Origin of the sequence: Micromonospora sp. NPDC049101 (assembly GCF_040648675.1) — a bacterium.
Lineage (GTDB): Bacteria > Actinomycetota > Actinomycetes > Mycobacteriales > Micromonosporaceae > Micromonospora.
In genome coordinates, this window is record NZ_JBEZED010000004.1 from 189,068 (window position 1) to 202,194 (window position 13,127).

Below are 13,127 nucleotides of genomic sequence, written 5' to 3' on the forward strand. Positions count from 1 at the left end.
CGTCCCGACGCGGAGAGATCTGGGTACGAAAACGCCGCCGCCGGCCGGACAGGTCGTCCGGTCGGCGGCGGCGTCGTGCGGAGCTGCGGGTCAGTCCTGGTTGGGCGGTAGGCCGGGCAGCACTCCACCGCCGGCACCACCGAACCCACCACCTGGCCCACCGGGCCCACCGGGCCCGCCAGGCCCACCGGGGTTACCGCCCGGGTTGCCCCCGGGGTTACCGCCCGGGTTACCGCCCTGAACCGTGCAGAACGGGTCGGTCAGCGGGTCACAGGCAGGGCCGCCCGGTTGGCCCGGCAGACCCGGGATGGCCGGCGGCGGCTCCTTGCCGTTGCCCTTCGTGACGTCACCCTCACCGGTGACGCTGGGCAGGGGGATCTCCTCCAGGCCCTTGAGGGCGGTGTTCATGTACTTTTCCCAGATCGGGCCGGGAAGGTTCGAGCCGCCCACATCCTTGCCGCTGGCGAGGCGGATCTGCGGCTTCTTCGGGTCGCGGCTGCCCACCCACACCGCTGTGGCGTTCTGCGGGGTGTAACCGACCGTCCAGGCGTGCGAGTTGTCGTCCTTGTCGTACTCCCAGGTGCCGGTCTTGGCGGCGGCCTGGCGGCCGTTCTCCAGGGAGATGTCGTTGGGGCGCGGGATCTGCTTCAGGACACCGGTGACCTCGTCGGTGATCTTCTTGGGGATCCGCGGCTCCACCTTGATGCGCTCGCTGCCGACGACCTTCCACTTGCCGGTGTCCTTGTCCTGCTGCTCCACCTTGATGACGAAGTGGGCCTTGATGTACTTGCCGTCGTTGGCGAACGTCGCCATGGCGTTGGCGTGGTCGAACACGGTGATCGGGTACTTGCCGAAACCTGTGTAGTTGTCGAACGGGTTCGGACCCTTCTTCGACAGGTCGAAGGCCTGCGGCGGGTCGACGCCCCACATGGTGGTCACGCCGGCCTTCCGGGCCATGTCGACGACCTTGTCCGCGCCGATCTTGTCGGCGACCCAGTAGAAGGGCACGTTGTACGACTGGACCGTCGACTCTTCGAGGGTGCAGTACTTGCCGCACTTGAGGTTGGTGCGGCCGGCGTTGCCGATCGCGACAGAGGAACCCTCGGGCTTGTACGGCGTGGGGTCCCAGTGCGACTTGACCGAGATGCCGGCCTCGATCGCGGCGGCCAGCGTGTACACCTTCATCGACGAGCCCGGCTGGTGCCCACCGGTCAGGTCGCCGTTCTTGTCGGTGTTCTTGCCTGCGTAGTCGAAGTCGGCGCCGCTGTCACCGCCGTAGTAGGCGAGCACGCGACCCTTCGACGGGTCGATCGACACCACGGCCGCCATCAGGTTCTTCGGCTGGTCGTTGAGCTCGGAGCCCTTCTTCGACTGCATCGCCGTGTTCTCCGCGGCGGTCTGCAACTTCGGGTCGATGGTGGTGGTGATCCGGTAGCCGCCGTCGCGCAGCGCGTCCACGCAGCTCGTCTTGCCCTCCGCACCGCTGTCGGAGCAGAGGCCCATCGCGTCCATCTCCTGGCGGACGTAGTTGATGACGTTGCCGCGCGGGCTGTCGACACCGAACCCGTTGCCGCCCTTCTTCGGTGCCAGCACCTTCGGGTACTCGGTCGGCGACACGGGCTTGCCGGGGGAGTCCACCCAGCCTTCCTTCTTCATGCCGGCGAGCACGTAGTCCCACCGTGCCTTGGCGTCGGGCATGTTGACCGCGGGGTCGAACCCCTTGTGGGTGTCGCTGGCCACCGGCTGCTTGATGACCGCCGCGAGGACCGCGCCCTCGGCCACGTTGAGGTCCTTCGCCGACTTGCCGAAGTAGGTCTGGGCCGCCGCCTCGATGCCGTAGGCGCCGCGGCCGAAGTAGATCACGTTGAGGTAGTGCTGCATGATCTGCGGCTTGTCGTACTTCTCGTTCAGCTTGGAGGCGAGGATCGCCTCCTTCACCTTCCGGCCGTACGTGTCGTCCTGGAGATTCTCGAACGCGTTGCGGGCGTACTGCTGGGTGATGGTCGAGGCACCCTGCTTGTCGCCACCGGAGATGTTGTTCCATCCGGCCCGGACGATGCCCTTGTAGTCGACGCCGGAGTGCCGGTAGAAGTTGCGGTCCTCGGCTGCCGCCACCGCGTGCTGCACGAACTCCGGGATCTGGTTGATGGTGACGAACGTGCGGTTCTCGCTGCCCAGCTTGGCCAACGCGGTCTTGCCGTCCTTGGCGTACACCGTGGTGGACAGCGGCAGCGGCAACTCGTTGGGCATGACCACGTTCGTCGAGTAGTAGGTGAACCCGACCACGCCGACACCGGCCAGCATGATGAAGACCGCGACCCCGGCGATCAGCAGGTTCATCCGTTTGCGCTTCTTCGCCCGCGCCGCTCCCGGGCCGCCGGCGCCACGACCGCCCCGGCCCGGCCCGTTGGGTCCGCCCGGACCGTTGGGCCCACCCGGGCCACCGGGACCGCCGGAGACCGGCGAGACGCTCGCCCGGGCCACCGCGGCGCGGCCACCCACCGAGGCGGAGCCGACACTGGCCCGGCCCGCCGAGGCGGCGCCGACAGCGGCGGCACCGACCGTGGCCCGACCTGCCGGTGCTCCGGGCGCCGGGGACACGGGCACCGAGGCCCGGCCCGCGCCGGCACGACCGGCGGCCACACCCGGCGCCGGCGACACCGGCACCGAGGCCCGCCCTGCTCGGCCCGGGGTCGCCGAACCCACCGAGGCCGATCCGGCCGCCGCGGTGCCACGCGGCGGCACCGAGGCAGAACCGCCCACCGTGGCCCGCCCACCGGCGGCCCGCGGCGGCACCGAGGCGCGACCCGGGGTTGCCGCGCCGCCCTCCGAGGCCGACCAGCCACTCCCGGGGGAGTCACCGCCGGGTCTGCGGTGCGCGTCGTCCGCGCCCGACCCGGGGTTGCCGTTCGCACCCGGGTACTGGGCCCGGCCGCGCGCAGAACTGGGATCGCCGTACGAGTTCATTCCTCACACCCTGCCGGTCGCGGTGGGGCGCGACTGCGCCGCCACCGGGTTGCCGTGAGTTGCTTCACCCGGGACGGTGGCACGAGAGTGCCACCTCACCGAGGTCAATGCCGTATCAATCGGGCCAATCGGACCAACGAGCGGTCGTCCGTCCCGGGTTTTGTCGATGGCCCCGGGGCCGGTCCAACCAGCTGCGATCACCGTTGCGCCTCTCGCCTCCGCCGACCCGCACCTTCGGCGGCCGCCATGTCCTGCTCGCCGGTGCCGTCGCTGTCGCCGGTCAGACCGTCCCGGCCGAGCAGGTACTGCTCGACGAGATGGTTCCAGTCACAGCCGAGGCACACCTCCACCACGAAGACCTGGAACTCACGCAGCGTCATCGCCAGGACGGGCAGCTCGGTAAGTGTCCGTGCCTGCCCGGCGGACTGCTTGAGCTCGTCGCCATAAATGTAGTGGACGAGGGTCAGGTTTTCACTGCGGCAGATCGGGCAGCGCCGCTCGGTCGGCTCTCCGTGGAACCGGGCGGCGTTCTTCAGGTACGGCGATGCGTCGCAGACGTCGTACGTGCCGACCCGGCCGGCCAGGAGCTCACGCAGCACTGCTCGCTTCTGAAGCGAGTAGTCGACGACCTGGCGCTGCGTACGCATGCGGAGAAGGGTACGCGGTCCGGCCCGACCAGGCGACCATGCTCACGATCCGTGACGACGACGTCTCGGAACGGGGGTTTGCCCTGGCTGGCGCGACCCGCTAACGTGCGATGTATCGGACCGATACATCGCGGCGGTTACCGCTTCACGCCGGAGGGTAAGGAGAGGGTGGCCAGTGCTCGAGTTCGCCATCCTCGGCCTCCTGCAGGAGTCTCCGATGCACGGCTACGAGCTGCGCAAGGAGCTGACCGCCAAACTCGGCGCGATCCGGGCGGCGATCAGCTACGGCTCGCTCTATCCAACCCTGCGCAGGCTGCAGGCGGCGGGATGGATCACCGAAGCTGCTGAGACACCCGCCACTGCCGAGGAGGTTCCCGCGCTGACCAGCCGACGAGGTCGGGTGGTCTACAAAATCACCGCGGACGGCAAGGAACGCTTCGCCCAGCTGATCGCACAGGCCGGGCCCGAGACGTATGACGACACGGGCTTCGGGGTGCACTTCGCGTTCTTCGCCCGGACCGACCAGGCGACCCGCCTGCGCATTCTGGAGGGTCGCCGCCGCAAGATCGAGGAGCGTCGCGAAGGGCTTCGTGACGTGCTGGGCCGGGCAGCCGAGCGCCTCGACGCTTACACCTTGGAACTACAGCGCCACGGCCTCGACGCCTGTGAGCGCGAGGTCCGCTGGCTGGAGGAGCTCATCGCCAACGAGCGCTCCGGCCGAGCCCCGACGGTCCCGAACATCGGGACGGCCGGTGGCCGACGAGAAGACAACAGCCCGCCTCCGCCTGGAGAGACCAGGAATGAGCGGCCGTGACAGAAAAGAAGGAGGCAGACGCTATGGGCTCCGTCCGCGTCGCCATCGTCGGTGTGGGTAACTGCGCCTCGTCCCTTGTTCAGGGCGTCGAGTACTACCGGAATGCCGACCCGAACGACCGCGTCCCGGGTCTCATGCACGTCGCCTTCGGCGACTACCACGTCAACTCCGTGGAGTTTGTCGCGGCGTTCGACGTGGACGCCAAGAAGGTGGGCATGGACCTCGCGGAGGCGATCGTCGCCAGCGAGAACAACACCATCAAGCTCTGCGACGTGCCGCCGACCGGCATCAGCGTGCAGCGCGGTCCGACCTTCGACGGTCTGGGCCAGTACTACCGCGAGATCGTCGAGGAGTCCGACGCGACCCCCGTCGACGTGGCGCAGGCGCTGCGCGACGCGCAGGTCGACGTCGTCGTCTGCTACCTCCCGGTCGGCTCCGAGCAGGCCGCCAAGTTCTACGCCCAGGCCGCGATCGACGCCGGCTGCGCGTTCGTCAACGCCCTGCCGGTCTTCATCGCCTCCGACCCGGAGTGGGCCCAGAAGTTCACCGACGCGGGCCTGCCGATCGTCGGTGACGACATCAAGAGCCAGGTCGGCGCCACCATCGTGCACCGCGCGCTGGCGAAGCTCTTCGAGGACCGCGGCGTCGAGCTGCTGCGCACGTACCAGCTCAACTTCGGCGGCAACATGGACTTCATGAACATGCTGGAGCGCAAGCGGCTGGTCTCGAAGAAGATCTCGAAGACCCAGTCGGTCACCTCGCAGATCCCGCACGAGATGAGCAAGAGCGACGTGCACATCGGCCCGTCGGACCACGTGCCGTGGCTGGACGACCGCAAGTGGGCGTACATCCGCCTGGAGGGCCGCTCGTTCGGTGACACCCCGCTGAACGCCGAACTCAAGCTCGAGGTGTGGGACTCTCCGAACTCGGCCGGCGTCATCATCGACGCGGTTCGGGCTGCGAAGATCGCGCTGGACCGGAAGATCGGCGGCCCGATCCTGTCGGCCTCGTCGTACTTCATGAAGTCCCCGCCGGTGCAGTACGCCGACCACGACGCCCACCAGGCCGTCGAGGAGTTCATCGCCGGCGAGGTCGAGCGCTGACCCGCTGAGCGGCAAGCACGGCCGAGGGCCGGGTCCGTTGGGACCCGGCCCTCGGCGCGTTCGATGCCTCGCCGTCGGGACGGCGTTCGAACTACTCCCAGCTCGGCTTGCCCTGCTTGGCCTTGGCCGCCCGCTCCGCCTTGCGGTCAGCAAGCGACTTGGCGCCGCGGGCCGCGGCGTTGACGGAGTACGGCAGGATCTCCGGGTTGACGCGGCCGTAGCCGACCACGAACGCCGTGACGTCGATGACGACGTGCGTGGTCTGGAGCGCGTAGATCGAGATGAAGTCGGCGGTCCAGCCGATGCCCGACATGAACGCGTTCGAGTTGACCTGGTTGGCCGAGTAGTTCAGCGACGCGAAGTTCGCCGGACGCGGGGTGCCGTACGGGAAGATCTGCAGGAAGCCCGCGTTGATCGCGGTCGTCGCGGTGACGATGCCGAAGAGCGCGTCACCGTAGAAGACGAAGTCGCGCAGATCAACGTTGATCGTCTGGCCGCCCCGCAGGCGGCCCGCGCTGTCCAGGGTGGTCGAGGAGGCGTTGACGATCCGGTTGCGAAGGCCGGGGTCGCGGGTGTCGATGACCCGCTGTGGCACAACCGGCACGGTCTGGTTCGAGTTGTAGTCGGTGTGCACGTACTCGATGATGGCGCCGTCCTGGTCCCACACCGAGACCACCTGGAAGTTGCCGTCCTTGTCTACGCCAACCGAGCCGATCGGGGACTCCCTGTGGAGGAAGTCTCCACCGGGAGTCAGCATCAGTGCCGGGCTGGACAGCTCGTAGTCACTGTCCTCGATGACGTTGGTGTTCTCCAGCCGCAGGGTCGGCCCCTTCGCGGGGTTGACCAGCGCGGTGGTGCCGCCGCCCGTGACGACGTTGTTGGCGGCCTGGATCACCGGCTGACCAGGGTCGGCCTGGGCCGAGCCGGCCGCGACGGCACCGACCACTGTGGTGCCGGCGACGCCGGCGGCCACGGTGCCCGCGCGGCGCAGCAGCTGACGCCGGCCGACGTTCTTGTCCTGGTTTTCGGTCATGAGTACCCCCGCGAAAGTGGAAACGACGCTTGATCATGACCGCTGCGGCATGGAATCCATATCGACCGGTCGGCTGATAGTCGGGATTTGTCCCGCATCCGGCGGGCCGACCGACCGCGAGCGGTCAGGACCAGGCGTGGCGCAGGGCGACCGCGGCCTCCAACTCCAGCAGCGTGACCTTGCGCGGCAGACCGCCACCGAAGCCGACCAGCTTGCCGCCCGCACCGACGATCCGGTGACACGGCACGATCACCGGCACCGGGTTGCGGTTACAGGCCACGCCCACCGCCCGAGCCGCCCCGGCATCGCCGACCCGGCGTGCCACCTCGCCGTACGTCAGCGTCTCGCCGTACGGAATGCGCGTCATCTCCCGCCACACGGCCCGCTCGAAGTCCGAGCCACGCGGCATCGACACCGGGACGGTGAACGCGGTCAGCTCGCCGGCGTAGTAGGCCCGCAGCTCGGCGACGGCCTGCCGCGACAGCTCGTCGCCGGGTTCCTCGGTGGCGGCCTCGACCCGACCGAAGTGGGTGCCGCAGACAGCCGTGCCATCGGTGGCGACGGAGAACTCACCGATCGGGGAGTCGAGCACGGTCCAACGCATCGCCCCATTCTCCCCGACCCGGGCGACCGGGCGAACCCCGCCGGCAGCAGCCGGTCCGCGTTGCGCGGCGTCGATACCGTGCAGGTCGTGGCAACGGGGACGCTCATCTTTCTGATCATCGGCGGGGCGGGCATCGGGGTGCTCGCGCTCGCCCTGCTCGGCACCGAGCTGTTCCAGTTCGGGCACGCCGACGTGGATGGTCCGATCTCGGTCGAAACGGTTGCCGGCTTCGCCGGGGCGTTCGGCTTCGGTGGGGCCATCGTCAACGAACTGCTCGGTGCGCGTACCCCCGGCATGATCGTCGGTGCGGCGGTCGGCGGCGTGCTCGCGGCCGTGCCCACCGGCTGGCTGGCGGCCCGGCTCAGCCGGGCCGCGCGCAACATGCGCACCGATCCCACCCCCACCCGCGACGACCTGGTCGGCGCGCTCGGCCTGGTCGTCACCCCGGTGCCGGTCGACGGCTACGGCGAGGTCCGGGTGCGCCTCGCCGGCCAACCGGTCAAGCTCAGCGCCCGCGCGGACCAGCCGATCCCGCTCGGCGCCCAGGTCTTCGTCGTGCAGGCGCTCAGCGAGACGAGCGTGCACGTCGAGACCTACTGATCTCCTCCTCGTAGACGGGACTCCTTTATATGGCCCTGCTCATCGCCATCGGTGGCGCGGTTGTCCTCGCGCTCATCCTGGTGCTCTTCGTGCTCTCCCGGATCAAGGTGGCCGGGCCGAACGAGGCGTTCATCGTCACCGGCCGCAAGGGCCGCACCACGCAGACCGCCGACGGCGGCCGGTCGACCGACAACTCCGGGCAGAAGGTCGTGCTGGGCGCCTCGGTCTTCGTGCTGCCGGTGGTGCAGAAGCTCCAGTCCCTCGACCTGTCCAGCCGGCGGATCGACGTCGGCATCCGGGGCGCGGTGAGCAAGCAGGGCATCCGCGCCGATCTGCACGGGGTGGCGATCGTCAAGGTCGGTGGCACCGAGGACGCCATCCGGGCCGCCGCCCAGCGGTTCCTGCACCAACAGGACGAGATCGACAACTTCACCCGGGAGGTGCTGGCCGGCGCCCTGCGCTCGATCGTCGGCCGGCTCACCGTCGAGGAGGTCATCCGGGACCGGGCGGCGTTCGCCAACGCGGTCGCCGAGGAGGCCGAGCACTCGATGACCAACCAGGGTCTGGTGCTGGACACCTTCCAGCTCCAGGACATCCTCGCCGAAGGGTCCTACCTGCAGGACCTGGGTCGACCCGAGGCCGCCCGGGTGCTCAAGGACGCGGCCATCGCCGAGGCGCGGGCCCGACAGCAGGCCGAGCAGGAACGACTGCTCGCCGAGGAGGCCATCGCCGAGGCAAACCGCAACCTGGCCCTCAAGCAGGCCGGCATCCAGGCCGAGATCGACGCGGCGAAGGCGAAGTCCGCCGCCGCCGGGCCGCTCGCCCAGGCGGAGCGGGACCAGGCCATCCTCTCCGAGCAGCAGAAGGTCGCCGAGCGCAACGCCGAACTCAAGCAGCGCCAACTCGACACCGAGGTACGCAAGCCCGCCGACGCGGCCCGGTACAAGGTGGAGCAGGAGGCCGAGGCGTCCCGCGCCGCGGCGGTGCTGCACGCCGACGCGCAGCGGCAGTCCGTGATCGCCGCCGCACAGGCCTCCGCCGAGCAGGCGCGGCTCACCGGTGAGGGCGAGCGGGCCCGACGTGCCGCACTGGCCGAGGCGAACGCGATCGAGGGTGCCAAGGAAGGTGAGGCCGAGCAGCGTCGCCGTTCCGCGATCGCCGAGGCGGTGGAGCGCGAGGGTCAGGCCGAGGCGGCGGCCATCCTGGCCAGGGGCGAGGCCGAGGCGGACGCGATGGCGCGCAAGGCCGAGGCGTTCGCCGCGTACGGCGAGGCAGCGGTCCTGGACCTGCTGGTGAAGGTGCTGCCGCAGGTGGTGGAGGCGGCCAGCGCCCCGATCGGGGCGATCGACAAGATGACTGTCATCTCGACCGACGGTGCGTCGTCGCTGACCAAGTCGGTGGCCGGCAACGTGGCGCAGGGGCTCCAACTCGGCAGCGACCTGACCGGGATCGACCTGGCCGGTCTGCTGGCCCGGCTCGGCTCCGCGTCGAGTCCGACCCGCAACGGCGCCGCGTCCGTCGACGGGCAGGCCGTCGAGACCCGCTGACGGTGTACGCGACGGGCGTCGCTCCCGGTTCGGGGGTGGCGCCCGTCGGCATGCCGGGGCGGGGCGGGCCTGCCCGTCGGCACGCCGCAGTGATCCACTCGGCTTCCTGAAAATCGGGCCATGCGCCGTGTCGGGACACCGCGACTTCAACGAAACCGAGTCGATCATCGCAGGGCTCGGAGCGTGCGGCTCGGAGCTCTAGGGGATCAGGCCCTCGGCACGGGCCCAGCGCAGCAACTCCGCCTCGGCGGCGTCGCGGTCCAGCGGGCCGTGTTCGAGGCGCTGCTCCTTGAGGTGCTTCCAGGCTCGCCCGACCACCGGCCCCGGCGGTACGCCGAGCAACTCCATGATCGCGTTGCCGTCCAGGTCGGGGCGGACCCGGGCCAGATCCTCCTCGGCCGCGATCCGGGCGATCCGGTCCTCCAGCGCGTCGTAGTCCGCCGCGAGCTGGGCAGCCTTGCGCCGGTTACGGGTCGTGCAGTCGGAACGGGTGAGCTTGTGCAGCCGGGGCAGCAGGTCACCCGCATCGGCCACGTAACGACGCACCGCCGAGTCGGTCCACTCGCCCCGCCCGTACCCGTAGAAACGCAGGTGCAGCGCGACAAGCGCGGTCACCTGCGCGGTGACGTCCTTGGGGTAGCGCATGGCCTTCATCCGGGCCTTGGTCAGCCGAGCGCCGACCACCTCGTGGTGGTGGAAGCTGACCCGACCGTCCGGCCCGACCGCCTTCGTCGCCGGCTTGCCCGCATCGTGCAGGAGGGCGGCCATCCGCAGGACGAAGTCGCAGCCCTCCTCCTCGTAGGAGACCGCGTTCTCGACGACCGTCAGGGTGTGCTCGTAGACGTCCTTGTGCTGTGCGTGCTCGTCGATCTCCAGCTTCAGACCGGTCAGCTCCGGCAGGAACCGGTCGGCCAGGCCGGTGTCGACAAGCAACCGCAGGCCGGTGATCGGGTCCGCGCCGCAGAGCAGCTTGGTGAACTCGTCGCGGATCCGCTCGGCGGTGATCCGGTCCAGGTCGGCGGCCATCTCGCTCATCGCCCGGTGCACGTCCGGGTGGACGGCGAAGCGCAACTGCGCGGCGAACCGGGCGGCCCGCAGCATCCGCAGCGGGTCGTCGCCGAACGACTCACCCGGGGTGCTCGGAGTGCGGATCACCTTGGCGGAGAGGTCGTCCAGCCCGCCGTGCGGGTCGGTGAACCGGTGCTCCGGCAGGCTGACCGCCATCGCGTTGATCGTGAAGTCGCGCCGCTTGAGATCCTCGTCGAGGCTGGTGCCGTACACCACCACCGGGTTGCGGCTGACCTGGTCGTACGACTCGGCGCGGAAGGTGGTGATCTCCAGTCGGAGGCCATCGCGCTGCGCGCCGATGGTGCCGAACTCCCGGCCGGTCTCCCAGATCGACTCGGCCCAGCCCTTGATGATCCGCAGCGTCTCGTCGGGGTGCGCGTCGGTGCAGAAGTCGAGGTCGTCACCGAGCCGGCCGAGCAGCGCGTCCCGTACCGAACCGCCCACCAGGTGCAACTCGTGACCCGCGCGGACGAACCGGCGGCCCAACTCGTCGGCGACCGGGGAGACCCGGAGCAGTTCGGCGACGGCGTTGCGCTGCGCGGCGGTGAGTTCGCGGCGGTCGGCGGCGTGAGGAGCGGAGGCTTCGGACATGGGATCGCCAGCCTATCGGGCCGGGGTGTGATCCGATCCGCCGGGCGTGGGTAACGGGTGGGGGTTGACTATGGTCTGTGGCGTGCGGGTCGGTGTCCGACCCGACGTACCCCTGGGAGGCTGGAGATGAGCGGCGGGCTCTACCGCAGCGCCAACGCCGCGCACGGCGGCGGGCCCGGCCCCGCCGCGCGTCCGGGTGACGGCGCCACCTTCATCTCCGCCGAGCCGCTGAACCAGCCGGCCCTGGAGTCGACCGCGCCGCCGCAGGAGCAGGTGGCCGAGGCGAGCGCGGCGGCCAACAGCGCGGTGATGGCGGTTGGCAGCCTGGTCAGCCGCGGCACCGGCTTCCTCCGCAACCTGGTGATCGGCGCGGCCCTCGGCGGTCTGCTTGTCGGCGACGCGTACACGACCGCCCAGATCCTGCCCGGCATGGTCTACGAGTTCCTGCTCGGTGGCGTCCTCACCAGCGTGCTGATCCCGGTGCTGGTGCGCCGACGCAAGAGCGACCCGGATGGCGGGCAGGCGTACGCCCAGCGGTTGCTCACCCTCGCGGTGTTCGCCCTCGGCGCGGCGGCTCTCCTGGCGGTGGCCCTGGCCGGGCCGTTGACCTGGTTGTACGGCAGCGGTGAGTCGACCGGGGAGTTCTCCGGGCTGGTCCGGCACCTGTCGTACCTGATGCTGCCGATGATCTTCTTCTCCGGCCTCTCCGCGTTGATCAGCGCGGTGCTCAACACCCGGGGTCACTTCGCCGCCCCGATGTGGGCGCCGATCCTCAACAACCTGGTGGTGATCGGCACCGCCGGCCTCTACATCGCCATCTTCGGCGCGAAGATCGTCCAGCCGGAGGACATGACGGCCGGCCGGGTCATCCTGATCGGTGGGGGCACCCTGGTCGGCGTGGCGGTCCAGGCGACCGGCCTGCTGCCGGCGCTGCGCAAGGTCGGCTTCCGCTGGAAGATGCGCTTCGACTTCCGGGCGCTCGGGCTGCGCGAGCTGGGCCGGCTCGGCGCCTGGATGATCTGCTACGTCGCGGTCAGCCAGGTCGGCCTGATCGTGCTGATCAACCTGCTCAACCGGGCCGGTAAGGAGAACGCCGCCGGCCCGCTGATCTACAACAACGTCTTCCTGCTGCTGATGACCGCACACGGCATCATCGCCGTCTCGATCATCACCGCGCTGATGCCCCGGATGAGCGCGGCCGCGGCCGACGGCCGCTACGGCGACCTCGCCGCCGACCTGTCCCGGGGCACCCGCACGGTCACCGCGGTGCTCGCGCCGATCGCGGTCTGCTACGCCGTCCTGTCCACCCCGATCGCGTTCACGCTGTTCCGGGTGGGTGCCTTCACCGAGGACAACGCCACCGCCACCTCCGTCGTGCTGCTCGCGGCGGCGCTCGCGCTGGTCCCGTTCGCGATCAGCCAGCTCTTCACCTTCGCGTTCTACGCGCTGCCGGACACGCGTACCCCGGCGCTGATCAACATCCCGGTGGTGGCGCTCCGGATCGGGGTGCAGATCGTGCTCTTCGTGGCCTTCTCGGCGAGCTTCGCCGGCGCCGGAATGATGATCGGTAACGCGGTGTCCTACCTGGCTGCCGCGATCGGCTCGGCCTGGCTGCTCCGGCCACGCGTCGGTCGGATCGGCCTCGGCGGCATCATGCGCACCGGCGGCCGGGTCGCGGTCGCGGCGCTCGGTTCGGCACTTGTCGGCCTGCTGGTGGTGAAGCTGCTGCCCGGCGACGACACGCCCAGCCGGCTGGAAGCGGTGGTGCAGCTCGTCATCGGTGGCGCGGTGATCGGCGGGACCTACCTGGGTCTGGCCATGTTGCTGCGGATCAGCGAGATCGCCGAGGTGGTCGGCATGGTCCGCCGCCGCCTCGGTCGCTGACCGCCAGCGGTTGGTCACAAAAAGTTGACACGCACACGGACCGTGACCGCGGATCACCAGGCTGGGGACGCACCTGTGGATAACTCCGCGATTCGCCGGTCAACCACCGCATCAGCCTGTGGATAACCAACCGTAAGGCTGAGGGTGCGGGGCCGATCGGTGGGAACATGCCAGGTGTGGGGAGGGGCCGCGGCAGCCCAGCCCCGGCGTCGGTCACTTGCGGTGAAGCCGTAGATTAGCTAGTACATGTGCCAGCAACGTGGCTGACA

The 13,127-nt window shown here is 69.9% G+C and carries 11 protein-coding genes; 6 read left to right on the forward strand and 5 right to left on the reverse strand.

What is annotated here, in order from left to right:
* Positions 1-90: 90 nt before the first annotated feature.
* Positions 91-2,340 (reverse strand): transglycosylase domain-containing protein, encoded by a 2,250-nt coding sequence (locus tag AB0B57_RS06950; protein WP_357066072.1) that lies wholly within the window; start codon positions 2,338-2,340, stop codon positions 91-93.
* Here AB0B57_RS06950 and AB0B57_RS06955 point away from each other — a divergent pair.
* Positions 2,303-3,025 (forward strand): hypothetical protein, encoded by a 723-nt coding sequence (locus tag AB0B57_RS06955; RefSeq protein WP_357066075.1) that lies wholly within the window; start codon positions 2,303-2,305, stop codon positions 3,023-3,025. The two genes, AB0B57_RS06950 and AB0B57_RS06955, sit on opposite strands and share 38 nt — an antisense overlap.
* A 139-nt stretch (positions 3,026-3,164) precedes the next feature.
* Here the strand turns inward: AB0B57_RS06955 and AB0B57_RS06960 are convergent, their stop codons facing one another.
* Positions 3,165-3,614 (reverse strand): DUF5318 domain-containing protein, encoded by a 450-nt coding sequence (locus AB0B57_RS06960; protein ID WP_357066078.1) that lies wholly within the window; start codon positions 3,612-3,614, stop codon positions 3,165-3,167.
* A gap of 175 nt (positions 3,615-3,789) precedes the next feature.
* On the opposite strand from AB0B57_RS06960, the gene AB0B57_RS06965 reads away from it, so the two are divergent.
* Both AB0B57_RS06965 and AB0B57_RS06970 read left to right on the forward strand, forming a co-directional pair.
* Positions 3,790-4,428: a PadR family transcriptional regulator gene (locus AB0B57_RS06965; RefSeq protein ID WP_357066080.1), complete on the forward strand. Its 639-nt coding sequence runs from the start codon at positions 3,790-3,792 to the stop codon at positions 4,426-4,428.
* A gap of 23 nt (positions 4,429-4,451) precedes the next feature.
* Positions 4,452-5,531 carry an inositol-3-phosphate synthase gene (locus tag AB0B57_RS06970; RefSeq protein ID WP_357066083.1) on the forward strand — a complete coding sequence of 360 codons (1,080 nt, stop codon included), beginning with the start codon at positions 4,452-4,454 and terminating at the stop codon, positions 5,529-5,531.
* Between the two features lie 91 nt (positions 5,532-5,622).
* On the opposite strand, the gene AB0B57_RS06975 is transcribed toward AB0B57_RS06970, so the two are convergent.
* Both AB0B57_RS06975 and AB0B57_RS06980 read right to left on the reverse strand, forming a co-directional pair.
* On the reverse strand, positions 5,623-6,564 hold the full coding sequence (locus tag AB0B57_RS06975) for a hypothetical protein (RefSeq protein WP_357066086.1): 942 nt from the start codon (positions 6,562-6,564) through the stop codon (positions 5,623-5,625).
* 124 nt (positions 6,565-6,688) lie between these two features.
* Positions 6,689-7,168 carry a methylated-DNA--[protein]-cysteine S-methyltransferase gene (locus tag AB0B57_RS06980; protein ID WP_357066089.1) on the reverse strand — a complete coding sequence of 160 codons (480 nt, stop codon included), beginning with the start codon at positions 7,166-7,168 and terminating at the stop codon, positions 6,689-6,691.
* Positions 7,169-7,246: 78 nt separating this feature from the next.
* Between AB0B57_RS06980 and AB0B57_RS06985 the strand changes: the two genes are divergently transcribed.
* Positions 7,247-7,768 carry a hypothetical protein gene (locus AB0B57_RS06985; protein ID WP_357066541.1) on the forward strand — a complete coding sequence of 174 codons (522 nt, stop codon included), beginning with the start codon at positions 7,247-7,249 and terminating at the stop codon, positions 7,766-7,768.
* 29 nt (positions 7,769-7,797) lie between these two features.
* Entirely contained in the window at positions 7,798-9,315 is a 1,518-nt protein-coding gene (locus AB0B57_RS06990; RefSeq protein ID WP_357066091.1) for an SPFH domain-containing protein, read from the forward strand.
* A 198-nt stretch (positions 9,316-9,513) separates the two neighbouring features.
* Here AB0B57_RS06990 and AB0B57_RS06995 read toward each other — a convergent pair whose 3' ends face one another.
* On the reverse strand, positions 9,514-10,974 hold the full coding sequence (locus tag AB0B57_RS06995; protein ID WP_357066094.1) for a CCA tRNA nucleotidyltransferase: 1,461 nt from the start codon (positions 10,972-10,974) through the stop codon (positions 9,514-9,516).
* Positions 10,975-11,100: 126 nt separating this feature from the next.
* Here AB0B57_RS06995 and murJ point away from each other — a divergent pair, with 126 nt between their 5' ends.
* Positions 11,101-12,858, forward strand: a complete 1,758-nt coding sequence (gene murJ, locus AB0B57_RS07000; RefSeq protein WP_357066097.1) for a murein biosynthesis integral membrane protein MurJ — start codon at positions 11,101-11,103, stop codon at positions 12,856-12,858.
* Positions 12,859-13,127 lie beyond the last annotated feature (269 nt).